This window comes from Flaviflexus salsibiostraticola, from assembly GCF_003952265.1.
GTDB lineage: Bacteria > Actinomycetota > Actinomycetes > Actinomycetales > Actinomycetaceae > Flaviflexus > Flaviflexus salsibiostraticola.
In genome coordinates, this window is the sequence record NZ_CP034438.1 from 1,010,341 (window position 1) to 1,028,012 (window position 17,672).

At 66.6% G+C, this 17,672-nt stretch carries 10 protein-coding genes; 3 read left to right on the top strand and 7 right to left on the bottom strand.

The window, feature by feature from the left end; all coding sequences use genetic code 11:
• The first annotated feature begins 22 nt into the window (after positions 1 to 22).
• Positions 23 to 1,168 carry an acyl-CoA dehydrogenase family protein gene (locus EJO69_RS04790; RefSeq protein WP_126039801.1) on the top strand — a complete coding sequence of 382 codons (1,146 nt, stop codon included), beginning with the start codon at positions 23 to 25 and terminating at the stop codon, positions 1,166 to 1,168.
• A gap of 108 nt (positions 1,169 to 1,276) precedes the next feature.
• Here the strand turns inward: EJO69_RS04790 and EJO69_RS04795 are convergent, their stop codons facing one another.
• A complete protein-coding gene (locus EJO69_RS04795) occupies positions 1,277 to 5,611 on the bottom strand; it encodes an acyl-CoA dehydratase activase-related protein (RefSeq protein ID WP_126039802.1) in 4,335 nt (1,444 codons plus the stop codon).
• Positions 5,612 to 5,781: 170 nt separating this feature from the next.
• Here EJO69_RS04795 and EJO69_RS04800 point away from each other — a divergent pair, with 170 nt between their 5' ends.
• Complete coding sequence (locus tag EJO69_RS04800) at positions 5,782 to 6,396, top strand: TetR/AcrR family transcriptional regulator (protein WP_164519874.1); 615 nt, start codon at positions 5,782 to 5,784, stop codon at positions 6,394 to 6,396.
• Here EJO69_RS04800 and EJO69_RS04805 read toward each other — a convergent pair.
• The 3 genes from EJO69_RS04805 to EJO69_RS04815 all read right to left on the bottom strand — a co-directional run bounded on the left by EJO69_RS04805 (position 6,374) and on the right by EJO69_RS04815 (position 9,186).
• The gene (locus tag EJO69_RS04805) at positions 6,374 to 6,844 is read right to left on the bottom strand and encodes a GNAT family N-acetyltransferase (protein ID WP_126039806.1); all 471 of its coding nucleotides are present in this window, start codon (positions 6,842 to 6,844) and stop codon (positions 6,374 to 6,376) included. The genes EJO69_RS04800 and EJO69_RS04805 overlap by 23 nt on opposite strands.
• The gene (locus tag EJO69_RS04810; protein WP_126039808.1) at positions 6,841 to 7,965 is read right to left on the bottom strand and encodes a glucose-1-phosphate adenylyltransferase family protein; all 1,125 of its coding nucleotides are present in this window, start codon (positions 7,963 to 7,965) and stop codon (positions 6,841 to 6,843) included. Before EJO69_RS04810 ends, EJO69_RS04805 begins: the two co-directional genes overlap by 4 nt.
• Positions 7,966 to 8,082: 117 nt before the next feature.
• Positions 8,083 to 9,186, bottom strand: coding sequence for a threonine synthase (locus tag EJO69_RS04815; protein WP_126039810.1), 1,104 nt, complete (start codon positions 9,184 to 9,186; stop codon positions 8,083 to 8,085).
• A gap of 99 nt (positions 9,187 to 9,285) precedes the next feature.
• Between EJO69_RS04815 and EJO69_RS04820 the strand changes: the two genes are divergently transcribed.
• Positions 9,286 to 9,609, top strand: coding sequence for a carboxymuconolactone decarboxylase family protein (locus EJO69_RS04820; RefSeq protein WP_126039812.1), 324 nt, complete (start codon positions 9,286 to 9,288; stop codon positions 9,607 to 9,609).
• A 64-nt stretch (positions 9,610 to 9,673) separates the two neighbouring features.
• Here the strand turns inward: EJO69_RS04820 and tsf are convergent, their stop codons facing one another.
• From tsf to EJO69_RS04835, 3 genes are all read right to left on the bottom strand, one after another.
• Entirely contained in the window at positions 9,674 to 10,516 is an 843-nt protein-coding gene (gene tsf / locus EJO69_RS04825; protein ID WP_126039814.1) for a translation elongation factor Ts, read from the bottom strand.
• A 13-nt stretch (positions 10,517 to 10,529) separates the two neighbouring features.
• The gene (gene rpsB / locus EJO69_RS04830) at positions 10,530 to 11,480 is read right to left on the bottom strand and encodes a 30S ribosomal protein S2 (protein WP_126039816.1); all 951 of its coding nucleotides are present in this window, start codon (positions 11,478 to 11,480) and stop codon (positions 10,530 to 10,532) included.
• Between the two features lie 370 nt (positions 11,481 to 11,850).
• Positions 11,851 to 17,340, bottom strand: a complete 5,490-nt coding sequence (locus EJO69_RS04835; RefSeq protein WP_164519875.1) for a DUF5979 domain-containing protein — start codon at positions 17,338 to 17,340, stop codon at positions 11,851 to 11,853.
• Positions 17,341 to 17,672 lie beyond the last annotated feature (332 nt).

Sequence of the window (17,672 nt, forward strand, 5' to 3'; positions counted from 1 at the left end):
ACCCAGTAGAAAGCGTGTGACCGTGACCTTCCTCAGCCCTGACCTGCTCGACCGCATCCATTCCCGCGCCGAGGAGACGGATCGACTGAACTCCTTCCCCCACGAGGATCTGGCGGAGCTGACCGCCGCCGGCTACCTCACGGCCTTCGTCCCGCAGGAGTTCGGCGGAGCGGGGCTCACCGCCGAACAGATCTGTGCGGAGCAGACCAGGCTCGCGCAGGCGGCTCCCGCCACGGCCCTCGGCATCAACATGCACCACATCATCGTCGGCCTCGGCCGCCACCTCGTCGCGAGCGGGATCGACTCGGGGCGGCAGATCCTCGAGGGCGCCATGAACGGCGACATCTTCGCCTTCGGGATCTCAGAGCCCGGCAATGACCTCGTCCTGTTCGGATCGATGACGGAGGCCCGGCCGGACGGCGAGGGCGGCTACTCCTTCCATGGCCTCAAGGTCTTCACGTCGCTGTCGCCCGTGTGGACGAAGCTCATGACGTTCGGCCGGGATGATTCCGGGGACGATGGTCCGCATTCAGTCTTCGCGATCCTCGACCGCGAGCGCGGCGGGTTCACGGTCAGGGACGACTGGGACACGCTGGGCATGAGGGGGACGCAGTCGAATTCGACGATGCTCGAGGGCGCGCACGCGCCCGCCGAGCAGGTCCTTCAGCGGGTGGAGCCCGGCCCGTCGAAGGAGCCCGTCATCTTCGGCATTTTCTCCTACTTCGAGGTGTTCCTCGCCGCGACGTACCTCGGCATCGGCAACCGTGCGATCGAGGTCGCGGCCGAGAAGGTGAAGACGCGTCGCTCCGTCCTCCACCAGGATGTGTATGCCAACGATCCCGACATCAGGTGGCGCCTGGCAAGCGCGGCGCTTCGCATGAACTCCGCGGCAGCCGAGGTCACGCTGCTCGCACGCGATCTCGACGCGGGGCGCGATCGTGGCGACCTCTGGTACCCGCAGCTGTCGGCGGCGAAGAACGCCGCCTCGGAGGCCTCGCTCTATGCCGTCGAGCAGGCGATCCGCTCGACCGGTGGATCCTCCTACTCGAATTCGAACGAGCTGTCCCGCCTCTACCGGGACGTCCTGGCCGGTCTCTTCCAGCCCTCCGATCAGGAGTCCCTCCACTCCTCCTGGGCGAACGTCGTCCTCGGCCCCATCACCGAATGAGTGCGTGAGGCCGTGCCGCAGAGCGTGGTGTTCGGCTCAGGGTCTGCTCTCGTCCTCGATCCCAGACCACGGCTATGCGGAGGAGCAGGACACCGCGCCCACGCACGCCTACTCCGAGGCTCCGGCGCGGAGGCTCGGCATGCCGAGCGGGACCGCGGTCGACGGGGTGGCCTCCCATTCCTCCTCCGACTCGTGGCCGAGGAAGGCCGTCGAGATCATGAGCTTGATCCGGTTGAGCTGGTTGACGGGTGAGGCGCCAGCGTCGTAGTCGATGGAGACGATGTTCGCGTTCTCATACCGATTCCGCAGGGCCCGGAACATGCCGCGGCCGACGACGTGGTTCGGCAGGCAGGCGAAGGGCTGGGCGCAGATGATGTTCGGGCAGCCGCGTTCGATCATGTCCATCATGTCAGCCACGAGGTACCAGCCCTCTCCCGCCTGATTGCCGAGCGAGACGATCTCCTGCGCCTTCTCGCGCAGCTCCTGGATGGTCGAGCCCACCTCGAACCGTTCGGAGTCGAGGAAGGCGCTGCGGGCGACGTTCTCGTACTGCTGCAGGATCCACAGTCCGATCGTGTGGAGGTTCGCCTGCTTCTGCGTGAGCGAGCCGAGCGTGTCGTGCTTCCACTGGGCGGTCGCAAGTGAGTTGTGGAAGAACTGGGCAAGGGATGGCAGCTCCGCCTCGCAGCCTTCGGCCTCGACGGTGCCGACCACATTGTTGTTGGCATCCGGGTCGTATTGGACGAGGATCTCGCCGACGATTCCGACGCGGGGTTTTCGGGGGATGTTGTGGAGTGGAAGCTCATCGAAGTCGCGGACGATTCTCCGGACGAGCCTCGTGAACGTGAGGCGCCGACCGAGCGTGGGCGACTGTCCGGTCTCGAAGAACTCCCGTGCGATCTGGTCCCACCGCTCATACAGCGCCGTGGCATTGCCGTCGATCTCGTAGGGTCGGGTGCGCAGCAGCACCTTCTGCAGAACGTCGCCGACCGTGGTCGCCTGGAGGATGCGGTGGATGAGGGGGATGGACATGGTGAAGCCCGAATTCTCCTCGAATCCCTGCGCGGAGGCGGCGATGACGGGGACCTGCGGATAGCCGGCATCCCCGAGCCCCTTTCGGAGGAGGGCCGCGTAGTTCGTCGCGCGGCACATCCCGCCCGTCTGCGTGATGATGACGGCCGTCGCGTCCGGATCCTCGATCCCCTCGGTGAACTGGGAGATGAGCTGGCCGATGACGACGATGGCGGGATAGCAGGCGTCGTTGTGGACGAAGGTCAGACCCGTCTCGATGGAGTCGCGGGAGGCGTGCTCGAGCAGCCTGACCCGGTAGCCCGCCCGGCGCAGCGCGGGCGCGAGGAGCCGGAAGTGGATGGGTGCCATCTGCGGCGCGAGGATCGTGTACTCCTTCTTCATCGCCTTCGTGAATTCGACCGCCGGGTACCTCTCGTGCAGGCGGGCGGGCGCGCTCTCCTCCGGGCAGGTGGAGATGTTCGCCGACTCCATCCGCTCATCGGCCGCTGCCGCGAGCGAGCGGAGTCTGATGCGGGCGGCTCCGAGGTTGGAGATCTCATCGATCTTCAGGCCTGTGTAGACATCCCCCTTCGCCTCGAGGATCTCGAGAACCTGGTCGGAGGTGACGGCGTCCAGCCCGCACCCGAAAGAGGTGAGCTGGACGAGCTGGAGGTTCGGTGCGTCCCCGACGGTCGACGCCGCCTCGTAGAGGCGCGAGTGGTAGGCCCACTGGTCGCGGACCCGCAGGGGACGCTCGAGATCGCCGAGGGCGACCGCATCCTCCGTCAGCACCGCCATCCCCAGCCCGATGATGACATCGGGGATTCCGTGGTTGATCTCCGGGTCGAGGTGGTAGGGCCGGCCGGCGAGAACGATGCCGCGGATACCGTGGGCGGCGATGTAGTCGAGCGTCTCACGGCCCTTGTCGAGGATGTCCTGCCGGTATGCGGCGTCCTCCTCCCACCCGGCTTCGCACGCAGCCCGGGCCTCGCCCTCGGTGACCCCGAAGTCGGCGAGGAAATCCGCCACCCGTGTCGGGAGGAGCTCCCTGTCCAGGAGGGAGACGAAGGGGGAGATGAAGGTGACGTCCTCACCCGCGAGCCTCTCCATGTTCGTCCGGAGCACCTCGGGATAGGTGGCGACGATCGGGCAGTTGAACGTGTTGTCCTGGCCGGCCGAGGTCTCCTTCTCGTAGGACACGCACGGATAGAAGATCGTGGTGACGCCCTTGTCGAGGAGCGATTCGATGTGGCCGTGGGCGAGCTTCGCCGGGTAGCAGACATTCTCCGAGGGGATCGACTCCATGCCCTGCTCGAACAGGTCGTGGCTCGAGCGGCCTGACAGCATGACCCGGAAGCCCAGCTCGGTCAGCACCGTGAACCAGAACGGATAGTTCTCGTACATGCCGAGCACGCGGGGAATGCCGATGTCGCCGCGATGGGCCTTCGCTTCGGTCAGCCTGCGATAGCCGAAGGTCCGCTTGTACTTCCAGTCGACCATGTTGGGGATCGGCGACTGCGGCGGACGCCTCTCAAGCGATGCTCCGCGGTCGCACCGATTGCCCGAGACGTGGCGCTGGCCGGTCGAGAAGTCGCTGATCGTCATCTTGCAGTGGTTCTGGCAGAGCCTGCACACCTTCGTCGTCGTAACGACCGAGAGCCTCTCCAGCTCCTCAAGCGGCAGCACGTGCGGCCCGGGCGAGCCGTCATCATTCCGCTTCGCAGTCAGGGCAGCGCCGTAGGCGCCCATGAGTCCGGCCAGGTTCGGGCGGACGACCTCACGCCCGGTCAGCAGCTCGAAGGTCCGCAGGACCGAGTCGTTGAGGAAGGTGCCGCCCTGGACGACGACCCTCTCCCCCAGATCCTCAGGGCTCGTCAGCTTGATGACCTTGTAGAGCGCATTGCGGACGACCGAGTAGGACAGTCCGGCCGCGATGTCGGCGACCGAGGCGCCCTCCTTCTGTGCCGACTTGACGGAGGAGTTCATGAACACCGTGCATCGCGTGCCCAGATCGACCGGGGCTGTCGCCTCGGTCGCGACACTGGCGAAACCGTCGATGCTCTGCCCCATCGTGTGCGCGAAGGTCTGGAGGAACGATCCGCATCCCGACGAACAGGCCTCGTTGACGGAGATGGAGTCGACCGCGCCGTTCCTGATCGTCAGGTATTTCATATCCTGACCGCCGATGTCGATGACCGAGTCCACCCCCGGCATCATGTGCTCCGCGGCCCGGTAATGGGCGATCGTCTCGACCTCGCCGTCGTCGAGGCCGAGCGCGGTCTTGACGATGCCCTCGCCGTAACCGGTCGCACACGACCGTCTGATCGTCAGTCCCGGCGGGAGCTCGCTCTGGATCCGCCGCACGATGTCGACAGCCGCCGTCACCGGATCGCCCTCGTTCGAGGCATAGTGGGTGAAGATGATGGAATCGTCCTCGTCGATGAGGACGGCCTTGATCGTCGTCGACCCGGCGTCGATACCGAGATAGCAGGCGCCCCGCGCCTCCGTCATCTCCTTCGTCGGAATGACGGCCCGGGCATGCCTGCGATCGAAGTCCTCCTTCTCCTGGCGATCCGCGAAAAGCGGCCTCAGCCGGTGGGATGTCAGCCCGGTGCTGTCGAGCGTCAGCATCCGATCGAGCAGGTCGCTGATCCGGGTCGTCCGCCCGTCGGCCAGGAGGGCGGCGCCGATCGCGACGTACAGCTGTGCATTGCCCGGTGATGTGAAAGTCTCGACCCTGTCGAGGACACGACGGAACGCCTCGCGCAGCTCGGGCATGAAGTGGAGCGGCCCTCCGAGGAGCATGACGCTACCGCGGATAGGGCGCCCAGCCGCAAGGCCGGCGACCGTCTGGAGCGCGACCGCCTGGAAGACGGAGGCGGCGATGTCCTCATGGGGCACGCCCTGATTGAGGAGCGGCTGGACGTCCGTCTTCGCAAACACCCCGCAGCGCGACGCGATCGGATAGAGCTCCGTGTATCGAGACGCGAGGTCGTTGAGCCCTGCCGCGTCGGTCGCGAGGAGCGACGCCATCTGATCGATGAAGGCGCCGGTGCCACCGGCGCACGTCCCGTTCATTCGCTGCTCGGGCGTTGGGTGAAGGTAGGTGAGCTTCGCGTCCTCACCGCCGAGCTCGATGATGACGTCGATATCGGGATGCATGCGCCGTGTCACCTCGGTCTGGCCGATGACCTCCTGGACGAACGGGAGGTCGAGCTGTTCCGCGAGCTGCATGCCGCCCGAGCCCGTGAACGCCGCCTGGACTGGAAGGTCGCCGAGCTCCCGGCTCACATCCTGCAGCAGTTTCGCCAGTTCTGCCCGCACGTCGGCATTATGGCGCCGGTAGTCCTCGAAGAGCAGCCGACTGCCGTCCCACACCACCGCTTTGACCGTGGTCGAGCCGACATCGATTCCGAGCTTCAGATCAGTCATCACACTTCCTCCGCCCTTCACGCTAACGACCCGCGGGCTAAACTTTCATTCATGATGAAATTAGACGGCCGACCCGTTTCTGGGCCCGAGAATGTGTCGATTGCGAGGCCCTCCTGCCCCCTCCTGAAGCAGGGCGCCCGAAACTTTGGGCCGAAGGTCCCGGAGCTGTCGTGAGCCGGACGAGGGGGCCGCGGGCCGCCCGCGGGGAGGTCAGACAGCGGCTGTTGACGGCCGCCCGGGCACGTTTCTGGCAGCACGACTACAGCGCGGTGACGATGAGGCAGATCGCCGGCGACGCGGGTGTCGATGCCGCCCTCATCAACTACTACTTCGGCGGCAAGGCGAACCTCTTCCGCGAGTCGATGTCGCTGCCGGAGGATCCCGTTCAGCTGGTCCTCGACCTCTTCAAGGGCGACCGCACCACCCTCGGGTATCGCGCGCTCATGACGGCGATGGAGATCTGGGAGCTCGGCGGGATGTCGACGACCGTCAAGGTCCTCATCCGCTCACTCCTCGGATCCGACCAGACGCTGAGCGACTACCGGGACTGGGTCGATTCAGCCATCGTCACACCCGCGGCATCCCTTCTCGGCGGCCGCAGCGCCAAGTACCGGGTCGAGGCCGGCCTCGCCCACATCGTCGGGCTCATGCTCGTGCGCTACATGTCGGAGGCCGAGCCGATAGCGAGCATGCCGCGCGAGGAGCTCGCGCGGCTTCAGGCCCCGATCGTCCAGGCGCTCTTCACCGGGCAGTACGGTCCGTCTACCGGACCATTCGGTGGATGAGGGCTCCCCCAAGGCGCTCCGACTGTTCGCTGACCCCATCGCGCTCAAAGCCGTGGGTGCGGTAGAAGGATTCGGCGGCACTGCCGTCGAGCACCCACAGCAGGCACGGTGCGGTGCCGATCGCGTAGTTGAGCAGGCGGGCGCCGATGCCGCGCCGCTGAACGGCGGCGAGGATGTAGAGCGAGGTGAGCTCAAGTGGCCGCACGTCACCGGGGCCAAGCGCCCGCGCCGCCGCGAAGCCGACAGTCTCGCCCTCCCAGGTCGCAATCCAATGCGTCGTGGCCCCGTCGGCCAGCGCCTCCGGATAGATCTCGAGCATGCGCTGCTCCTTGCCGGCGATCAGCTCCTCGTCGAGCAGGCCGGTGAAGGACTCCCTCCACGACTTCGCGTGCACGCGTGCGAGCGCCTCCGCATCGAGCACCGTGGCGGCCCTGATTCCCAGACTCATTCATCCTCCGTTACGTGTCCGTCAGCATCGATCAGCGTAACGGAATCCGGCGACCCGTACGTGCCCGGTTCCAGCCTGGCACCGGTGTCGACGATGCAGCGGCGCAGCTGAACGCCGGCTGGCACGTGCACCTCGTCGAGGAGGATCGACTCCTCGATGATGGCGCCGTCCTCAACGACACAGCGGGTGGCGAGCACACTCGACCGCACGGTCCCGCTCACGCGGCACCCCGGGGCCACATAGGAGGTGTCGATGCGGGCCGACTCCTCGATTCGAGCCGGGAGGAGGGGCGGCTGGGCGGAGTAGATGGGCCAGGCAGGATCATCGAGTTCAGCCCCCGAGCCATCGAGCAGGTCCATGTGCGCCTGCCAGTAGGCGCTGAGGGTGCCGAGGTCCTTCCAGTAGCCGCGGAGCCGATACTCCATGACCGTCCGGTTCTCGACGTACCAGGGCAGCAGGTCATCGCCGTAGTCGCCGAGCTCACCCAGGTCGTCGTGGAGGCTGTCGAGTGCCTTGACGAGTGCCTCGGCGGTGAAGCAGAAGATCTCGGCGGCGACGATAGTCGACTTCGGATCGTCCGGCTTGTACCAGAAGTCTGTGACACGGCCGCCGTCGACCTCAACGACGCTGTAGCGGGAGGGATCCTCGGACACCTCAGTCGTCACCATCGTGAGGTCGGCACCGGAGTCGACATGGTCGGCGATGACGCCTGCGAAGTCGAGGGTGTAGAGATGATCGGCGGACAGGACGAGCACGAGATCGGGTGCATGCTCCTTGATCCGGTCGTTCTGCCGCCACAGGGAGTCGCTGTTGCCCTGGGAGAACCCCGCCTTCTCGTCGTCCCCGCTGAACGGTGGAAGAAGCACAAGACCGCCGTGGCTCCGGTCGAGATCCCATGCCCGACCGCCGGCCAGATACTGGTTGAAGGAGTGGGGCTGGTGCTCCTCGACGATCCAGACATCCGACAGGCCGGAGTGGACGAGGTTGGACAGCGACACGTCGATGAGGCGGTAGGAGCCTGCCATGCGCAGCGCTGGCTTCGCACGTGTCTCTGTCAGCGCCCCCATGCGCGAGCCGCTGCCACCGGCGAGAACTAGGGCGAGTACCTTCGGAGCTGACATGGAGAACCCCTTCTGTGGACCTGTGCTGGACATCGTATTCCAGGCGGCCGCACCGCGCATCGGGGCGGCGTCCGGCGTCGAGCCGACCCGGCCGTGGGCGGGCGTTCCCGCAAGGGATCAGCCTCCCACCAGCAGCTGCCGGATCCTGTCGCCTGCCTTCATCCCCGAGCCGGTCAGGAGAATGACGGTGCGCTCCCCCGCTGTGATCTTCCCGCTGTCGAGGAGCATGCGGTGGGCGGCCGCGGCCGTGGCGCTGGTCGGCTCGACGTAGAGCCCCATGCCGCACAGTTCCGCCAGCGCGGCCACGATATCCGCCTCCGGGACTGCCGCAGACCCGCCTCCGTGGAGCGCCTCGATCATGTGCGCACGTCGCAGAGGTGCGGCGATCGCCGTCCCTTCGGCGACCGTCTCGATCACCGGCCGCTCCTCGTCCCCTGTCAGTGCGGCATCGACGGGCGAGCAGTTGAGCGGCTGCGCTGCGAACAGCCTGGGCATGGCCGCGATCGACCCTGCCCGCAGGAGCTCGGTGAAGCCGAGCCAACAGCCGAGCAGACTGGAGCCGGCACCGACCGGAAGAATAATGTTGTCCGGCGCCTCAAAGCCCAGATCCTCCCACAGCTCGTAGGCGAGCGTCTTCGTCCCCTGGAGAAAGAACGGCTGCCAGTTATGACTGGCATAGAAGGCGTCGCCATCGCGACGAATCGCCTCATTCTCAGCCTCGTGGCGCGGGCCGGGGACGAGGACGACGTCGGCACCATAGGCACGGACCTGGGAGATCTTGCCGGGAGAGGTCGAGGCTGGGGCGACGATCGTCGCCCGGAGTCCACCCGCCGCCGCATAGCCTGCTGCCGATGCTCCGCCGTTGCCCGAACTGTCCTCAACGATGTCCGTGATGCCATGCTGGCGCAGATAGGAGAGCATGACGGATGTGCCGCGGTCTTTGAAGCTGCCTGTCGGGTTGAGGAAGTCGAGCTTGAACAGCACACGGCTTCCGTGGAGATCCGATTCCACCAGCGGAGTGAGTCCCTCGCCCATCGTGATCGGACGATCGATCGAGACCGGCAGCGCAGCCCGATACCGCCACAGGGAACGGACGTCCTCGATCTCAGTCGGCCGGATGGCGGGGCCCGGTTCGATCCACAGCGGCCGCCCCGCCTCAGAGCGCCATCGAGGTTCAGCAAGAGGAAAGCGCGCACCGTCGACGGGATCGATATAATCCATGTCTCGATTCTAAAACACGCCTATTCTGGTAGGCGACAGACCCCGCCCGGTGATACAGACACTGCCGGCGTGGACGAGACCGAATGAGGAGCACAGCCCATGACCGATCATCTGCCCGACGTCTATGTCGCCTTCCGTGAACGCTTCCCCGAGGTTGCCGAGAGCCAGGACGCCCTCGCGGCCAGCATCGACAGCGCCGGCCCCCTCGACGAGAAGACCACGAGGCTCATCAAGCTCGGCATCGCCCTGGGAGCCCAGGCGGACGGTGCCGTCCGCTCAAACGTGCGCAAGGCCCTCCAGGCCGGAGCATCCGAACAGGAGGTCGAGCAGGCCGTCCTCCTCGGCCTCACAACGCGCGGCTTCCCCGCGACCGTCGCCGCCTGGCAGTGGATGAGCGAGGTCATCGACGAGTCCACGCGCTGATCCGCGACACAGAGAGGGGCGCCCCGCAGCTGCTGCTGCGGGGCGCCCCTCGTGGTGCTCGAGACTACTCGGTGCCGACGCGGACGCGTGCGAAACCGGTGACGGTCGCGCCAGCGTTCTGGGCGATCTGTCCGACCGACATCTTCGGGTCACGTGCGTAGGGCTGATCGAGAAGGACAACCTGCTTGAAGAAGCCGCCGAGACGACCCTCGACGATCTTGGCGATCGCCTGCTCGGGCTTGCCCTCTGCGCGGGTGACCTCTTCAGCGATGCGACGCTCGTTCTCAACAACGTCAGCCGGGACGGAGTCACGGTTGAGGTAGGAGGGGTTGAGCGCGGCGATGTGGACCGCAATATCGTGCGCGATCTCAGCGCCGGCCGCGTCGGTGGCGACGAGGACGCCGACCTGCGGGGGCAGGTCGGTGGCGGTGCGGTGCATGTAGGCGGCGACGTGCTCGCCCTCGACGACTGCCACGTTCGAGATCTCGATCTTCTCGCCGATCGCGGCCTGCATGGCGTTGACCTTCGACTCGACGGTCTCACCCTCGGAGTCGGCGGCGAGGACCTCGTCGACCGTGCTCGCGCCGGCGGCGACGGCTGCGGCGAGAACCGAGTCGGCGAAGGCGATGAACTTGTCGTTCTTCGCAACGAAGTCGGTCTCGGAGTTGAGCTCGATGACGATGCCGCGGGCCTTGTCACCCGAGGTGTCGACGTTCGAGACGACGAGGCCGGCGGAGGCCGTGCGGCCCTCGCGCTTGGCGATGGACTTGAGGCCCTTGAGTCGGAGCAGCTCCTCGGCCCTGGCGGAATCGCCCTCGGCCTCGGCAAGAGCGTTCTTGACGTCGAGCATGCCTGCGCCGGTCTTGTCGCGCAGTGCCTTGATATCAGCGGCGGTGTAGTTTGCCATGGATAGTACCCTCTCAGGCCTGGTCGGTGCTCTCCGCGGGGGTCTCCTCCGCGGCGGGCTCGGTCTGTGCGTCGGCGGCCGGCTCGGCAACCTCGGCGGGCTCTACTGGAGCCTCGGACGGCTCGGTCTGCGCGGGCGCAGCCTCGGCATCCGCCTGCACGGGCGCAGCCTCGGCGTCCTGCGCGGCGACGGCCGCGTCGTGGGCGTCAGCCTTGGCGAGCATCTCGCGCTCCCACTCGGGCATGGGCTCTTCCTCGGTCGCGGCTTCGCCACCGGAGCGCTGGATCTTGCCGGCGGCAACGGCGTCGGCGACCACGCGGGTCAGCAGCGAGACGGAGCGGATCGCATCGTCGTTGCCGGGGATGCGGTAGTCGACCTCGTCCGGGTCGCAGTTCGTGTCGAGGATGGCGACGACGGGGATGTTGAGCTTCTGCGCCTCGGCAACCGCGAGGTGCTCCTTCTTCGTGTCGACGATCCAGATGGCGGAGGGAACCTTGTTCATGTTCCGGATGCCGCCGAGGGTGCGGTCGAGCTTCTCCTTCTCACGGGACATCATGAGAAGCTCCTTCTTCGTCAGGCCGGAGCTGGCGACGTCGTCGAAATCGACGAGCTCGAGCTCCTTGAGGCGCTGAAGGCGCTTGTGGACCGTGGAGAAGTTGGTGAGCATGCCGCCGAGCCAACGCTCGGTCACGTAGGGCATGCCGACACGGGTCGCCTGCTCGACGATCGTCTCCTGGGCCTGCTTCTTCGTGCCGACGAAGAGGATGGTGCCGCCGTGCGCGACCGTCTCCTTGACGAAGTCATAGGTGCGCTCGATATCCTGGACAGTCTTCTCCAGGTCGATGATGTAGATGCCGTTGCGCTCGGTCAGGATGAAGCGCTTCATCTTGGGGTTCCAGCGACGGGTCTGGTGCCCGAAGTGGACGCCGCTCTCGAGGAGCTGGCGCATGGTCACGACTGCCATGAATAGCCTTTCGTTGCGCGTACTGCGCGGTTTCCAGTTATCTGACGCTCGCCGGTCGGCTGCGTCCCTAGTGCCCGGCGACAGGGGACCGCGATGCGGACTGGACCTGCCGGTGTATTCGGACACGCGAAGTCACCCGGATGAACCGAATGCCCACCCATCGTACCGAACCGGCGGCGTCCACCACCATGCTCGAACCACTCCCATCATGTGATCCTCGTCCTCAAAAGCCCGATGCGTTGCGGATTGTCCCCCACCGAACTCTGATCGAGCACCCTGACCGCACACGTACTGGGCGACCCGTCACTCCTGGACGGCCCGAACGACGAAGCGGCGCCGGATGGCCACCCGGCGCCGCTTCAGTCACCGACTACGCACTCCTCCTGCGGAGCAGGTAGACGCCGGCAGCCACGAGGAGCAGGGCCGCCCCGAACATGACTCGAACATCAGCGCCCGTCCACGGCAGATTACCCACCGGTTCGGCATCGAAGGTGTTATCGAGCGTCATCGACACCTCCGCTCCGGCGGTGCCGGTGACGACGATGGTGGCGACGCGGCCCTCGGACTCAAGGTCGATGGCCGACGAGTCGGCCGACCACTGCGCACCGGTCCACCGGACAGGAGTGTCGGCGTCGCCCTCGGTGAGGACGACCTCGGTTCCGAGCGGAATTCCGCCGATGACGACCGGCTGACCGGCGATCAGCTCGACCTCAGCGATCTTCTCGTTCCCGAGCAGATCGGTCCACTGTGCGGTCACGGGGAAGACCGTGTCGGCCGGGACGTCCGCGGCACCGTCACCCGAGAGCACCTTGACGAGGGTCAGGCTGCCGAGCGACGCGGAGGCTGCGTTCGTCAGCGTGAGGCTCGGGTCCTGGGCGGCGCTGATGGTGAGCGTCGCTGACCCGTCCCCGTGGATCTCAAGGCCGTCGACGGCCGTCCACGCCGGAGTGGTCCACGTGAAGGCGGGGCCCCCGGCGATGGCCTCCTCGGTCAGGGTGACCTCGGTGCCATGGGGCAGGTCCTCACCGAACGCGATGGGAGTGCCATCGGTCGGGAGGTCGATCGTCCGCGATACCTGCTCGGCGCCCTCTCCCATCCAGCTGGCGGTCACCCTGACGGTGTCCGGCACGTCGGGATTGTCGAGGAGCACGCCCGAGATCTGCTTCGCGAGCGTGAAGGTGCCCGGCGCCCACGTCGCCTCGTTCGTCACGGTGACGAGCGTGACGTCGCCCTGGAGGTCGGAGACCACGACCTCAGCGGTGCCGTCCCCGCCGTCGGTGACATGTGTGCCGCCGATGACGATGGAATCCCAGATGACGGTGTCGAAGCCGGGCCGCTCACCCTCGGTGAGGGTGACAATCGTGCCGGCAGGAAGGTCGACACCGAGCGGGGTGGGCTCGACCGCGTTGATGAGGAGCTCACGCGACTGCTCCTCGCCGTCCACAGTCCATGTCGCCGTGACGGGGAACTCCGTCTCCGGGGCGACCTCGTCGGCGGCTGGACCGGCGATGGCCTTGAGGATGCTGAGGCCGGCAACCGACACCGCCGCATGATTCTCGAGACTCACGGAGGCATCCGCGTCACGGGTGACCGAGACGAGCGCGTCGAGTCCGTCGATCTCGACGCTGTCGCCGCTCCAGATCGGCGTCGACCAGGCGATGCCCGAATGATCCTCGAGCGGAACCTCGGTCAGTCTCACCTCGGTGCCGATGAGAAGGTCGACACCCAGCGGTACCGCAGTCCCGTCGGTCGGCACCGTGAGCTCGGCGCTCCCGGGCTTCCCATCCTTATCCCATGAGGCGAGGACGGTGACGGACTCCGGGACGGCCGGGTTATCGGCCTGCTCGCCGGTCACCGTCTTCGAGATCGAGAACGTGCCGACGGTGCGCTCAACACTGTTCGTGACGGTGACGCCAGCAGGCGTGTCCACGGCCTCGACAGTGAGCACGCCGGGCTCGATGACAGGGGTGCCCCACGTGAGGATGTCGTCGTCGACGAGCGGGGACTCGGTGACGGTGACGACCGCACCGATCGGCAGGTCATCGATGATGGTCTGCTCCCCCGTGATCAGCTCGACCGTTCGATCAGCCTGCTCGGGGACGTCCGCGCCGAGGCCGGTCGTGTCGATCGTGACGGTGACCTCGAAGGTGCGATCCTCCTCGACGAGGTCGGCTGCCCCGCCGACGATCTCCTTCGTCAGAGCGATGGAGCCGAGCTCGGGCGTGTTCGTGAGGACGAGTGCGACATCCTGGCCGGGCATGTAGGCCACAGTCGCCGTCATGCCATCCTCCGACACGGTCACACCATCAGTGGGGCCGAAGACCGGGTCGCCGAAGACCACACCGGGGACCTCGGGGAACGTCGGCTCGGTGAGAACCGCCGTCCATCCCGGCCCGAAGGAGTTCGATGCGGTCACAGGACCTCCGCCGAGCGGCACCTCGAGGTCATACTCCGATCCGAGCACGCCGTCGGGGTCGTACTCGGCCACGTGGACCGTGAACGACGTGCCCTCCGGGACGAGATCAGCGCCCGCCGTATCGGCAAGTGCTTTCGTCAGGGAGAACGTGCTCGGCGCCCAGGTGGCCTCGTTCGTCACGGTCACGGTCGTGACATCGTCCTGCTGATCGGAGATCGTCACCCGAGCGACGCCATCACCCAGGTCGGATACTCCGTCACCGGAGATCGTGATGGCGCCCCAATCGACGGTGTCGATCCCGGGGCGCTCGCCCTCGGTGATCGTCACGACCGTGCCTGCCGGCAGGTCGACTCCAAGAGGCGTCGGCTCGACCGCGTTGATGAGGAGATCGCGAGACTGCTCGCCATCGCCGTCCGTCCACGTGGCCGTCACGGGGAACTCCACATCAGACCCCACGTCGCCGGCGGCGTCGCCTGTCACGCTCTTCATGAGCTCGACTGTGGCGGTCGACGTATCTGCGCGGTTCTCGATCGTTACCGTCGCATCCCCATCCCGCCTGACAGGCACCGTGAACGAGGCACCCTCGGTGGCGTACCCGCCGCTCGACCACGTCGGGGTACCCCACGTGATGCTCGAGCCGTCCTCGAGCGGGACCTCAACGAGCCTCACGCGGGTGCCGATGAGAAGGTCGACGCCGAGCGGTACCGGCGTACCGTCCGTTGGCACTGCGAGCACCGTGGAACCCGGCACGCCCTCCTCGTTCCACGAGGCCTCGACGGTGACCGTCTCCGGGATAGCGGGGTTATCGGCCTGCTCGCCGGTCACGGTCTTGACGACCGACAGGCTGCCGACCGTGCGCTCGACCGAGTTCGTCACAAGGACCTCGGTGGGAATGCTGACGGTCTCTGCTCCGACGACGACGCGGGCGGGCGAGAAGACAGGCGGCAGCCACGTGAGGATGTCGTCGTCGACAAGACCGGTCTCCGAGAACGTGACGATCGCACCGATCGGCAGTCCGTTGATGGTGATCGGCTCGCCCGGGGTGAGTGTGACCGTCCGATCGTCCTGGTCGGGAACATGCGCCCCAAGTGCGCTCGTGTCGATGTGGGCGATGACGTCGTAGGTCCTCGCCGGAAGGACGATGCTCTCATCGAGCACGTCGACGTCCTTCTCGAGGGTGAGGGAGCCGAGCCTCGTCGAGTTCGTCACCGTCACCTCGACGTTCCGGCCGGGAGTCAGATCGACCGTCGCCGTGCGACCGTCAGCGCTGACCGCCACATTCTCCCCGCCGCTGAAGACGGGGTCGCCGAAGGCGACGCCGGGGACCGACGGGAAGGTGGGCTCGGTCAGCACTGCCGTCCACCCACGACCGCGGGCGTTCAGGCCGGCGACGGGATCGCCGCCGAGCGGAACCGCCAGGTCGTATGTCGCCTGCGGTGTGCCGGTCGGGTCGATCTCAGAGACGCGGACCGTGAACGATGTGCCCTCGGGGACGAAGTCCGCGCCCGGGGCGGTCATGTCGAGGTCCTTGGAGATGACGACGGAGCCGCGGGCGACGCCCGTGCCGCTTCCGCTGCCGCGGTTCCACTGGGTGATCGACTGGGAGAAGGAGACTCCGGTGCCGACGATCGCGTTCCCGTACTCGGTGCCCGGGGCATCCATGCCGCCACTCGCCGTGCACGTCGTGTACGTCAGGAGGTACTGGTATTCCTCGCTGAATCCCGTGGCCGTGCCGCCGCCGGGCATGGGCAGCGCCGGTGCGGGGATCGTCATGATGATGTCGCGACCCTCCTGGCGCACCTGAGTGGACGCAGTGAGATCCACGGTGGCGAGTCCGCCGTTGGAGATCTGGTCGCGCGCCGTAACTGCGAGATTGAGCCTGTCGGCCAGATCCCCGTCTCCGGCGACGCAGGCGTCATGGCTCGCCGTCAGGGTATCCGTCAGCGTGAGATCACCCTCGACGTCGGTGAGGAGCTCACCGGGGATGCGGACGGTCCAGTTCATGGTCGTCTGCGGAGGATGATCGACGCCGTCGATGCTCACGACGCTGCCGTTGAGCTGGCCGCTCTTGCCCTGGCTTCGGCTGGGAACGCGAGTCGACCCCGTCGTCACGCTTCCATTGACGTCGACGGCGTTCGAGTAGGAGGTGCCCGCCGCCGGCAGTCCCTCCTGGCTCACGTACGTGCGGTAGGTGATGACGTAGCGGTGGTCCGACGGCTTGAAGGCGAAGTCGTCGGACGAGATGTCGAATCGGACCGTGAACGAGTCCGCGCCGCTCGTGAGGACTGTACTCGTGAACCGGTCCGTCACGACGCGATCGCGCTGACTGCTCGGGCCGTAGCGTTCGGTGATGGCGATGGTCGAGATCGTATCGGGGCCAACCTCGTGGCCGGCGCCCAGCACCTCGGTCAGGGTGAGGGAGTCGTGCCCGACCAGCGCATCGCCCGGCACCGTCACCGTCCAGGCGATGGTGCCGTTGCGGGACGCGCCGCCGAGAACGCTGCCGCTTTTCGAGATGGTGCCGTGCCACGGCCTGTTCGTCACCCCGATGACGCCCGAGCTCGAATTCCACGCGGCGATGTAGGCCTCGTTGCTGTATTCGGTATTGGCAGGGTCGATCTGCCGGTCGGGTGTGCAGGTGTCATAGGTGATGCGGTAGATGACGCTCGAGTCGAATCCGGCATCGGGCGCCTCAAGATCGATGGTGAAGACCTGCGGGCTCTCGGACGGGGTGAGTTCAACCGCTCCGGTGAAGGCGCTCGTCGAGTCCCCGCGGACAGTCTGCACACGCAGGTTCGCGGGTTCGCAGAGGACATGGTTGGCGCTCAGGGTGTCCTGGATCGTGATCGATTCTCGGCCCTGGAGGTTCGAGCCGGGGATGTCGATCTGCCACGCCATAGACCAGTTGTTCGCGTTCATCGCACCGGTCTTCGACCATTCGTCGGGCAGGATGACGCCGTCGCCGATGCCGCCCTCACCCGGGACCCGGACCGGGGTATCGATCCCATTGAGGTCGAATACGATCTCGACTTCTGTCGTCGTCTGCTCGACGCCCGCTTCGAACTGGAATTCACCGCGAACCTGCTCGGGGTAGTCCGCGACGATATCGGTCAGCGTGCAGACGAGGTCGTCGGCGGCCGGGTCGCTCACGCAGGTCGCCCACGTGACATCCTCGCCGTCACCGGTCAGTCCCGTGAGGCTGAAGATCACCCCGGTGTCGAAGCCGAGTTCCGGCGGGAGCCCGATGCGGAAGCTGTCGCCCGGCTTCGGATTCGCCTCAGACGCATCCCATGTTCCCGCGACCCCGACGGTGTCGCCGACGATCAGCTGCCCACCGGGTCCTGACCCTCCCCCGAGGGAGATCTGGTCAACCCTGATGGCGGTGTTGGGTGCGGCGGATGCGTGGGTCGGCATCGCTGCGATTGTCATCAGGGCGACCACCATGGCTGCCACCATGGCGATCAATCGGCGCACTGCGCCCTGTCGGGATGAGCCGTCGACGTGACGGTGCATCGGTCCCATAGATTCCCCTCGTTTCGGTGTGGTACGGGTGTTCTCAGCGGCGCGGAGGTGATGCGGGTGCGCAGCTCCTGTCCGCGGCCGCCAAGTCTTGGCCGGAGATGGCTCGCTCCACGCCGGGCTTTCGGCCCAGCAGGCGGCGCTGATGTCAACAGCGTTCAGACGGATCAGATGCTCGACGATCTGCGCCCGCCGTTCAAACGAGATGACGCGAGACGCCACGAAATCATCAAAAAATGGGTAGGAGGGCAGCAAAC

Bases quoted from the DNA above. Each gene is read 5' to 3' on its own strand.
- EJO69_RS04815 (WP_126039810.1), bottom strand. From the start codon at position 9,186: ATGGATTATATCGATCCCGTCGACGGTGCGCGCTTTCCTCTTGCTGAA.
- EJO69_RS04835 (WP_164519875.1), bottom strand. From the start codon at position 17,340: ATGGTGGTCGCCCTGATGACAATCGCAGCGATGCCGACCCACGCATCC.
- EJO69_RS04810 (WP_126039808.1), bottom strand. From the start codon at position 7,965: ATGTCAGCTCCGAAGGTACTCGCCCTAGTTCTCGCCGGTGGCAGCGGC.
- EJO69_RS04805 (WP_126039806.1), bottom strand. From the start codon at position 6,844: ATGAGTCTGGGAATCAGGGCCGCCACGGTGCTCGATGCGGAGGCGCTC.
- tsf (WP_126039814.1), bottom strand. From the start codon at position 10,516: ATGGCAAACTACACCGCCGCTGATATCAAGGCACTGCGCGACAAGACC.
- rpsB (WP_126039816.1), bottom strand. From the start codon at position 11,480: ATGGCAGTCGTGACCATGCGCCAGCTCCTCGAGAGCGGCGTCCACTTC.
- EJO69_RS04820 (WP_126039812.1), top strand. From the start codon at position 9,286: ATGACCGATCATCTGCCCGACGTCTATGTCGCCTTCCGTGAACGCTTC.
- EJO69_RS04795 (WP_126039802.1), bottom strand. From the start codon at position 5,611: ATGACTGATCTGAAGCTCGGAATCGATGTCGGCTCGACCACGGTCAAA.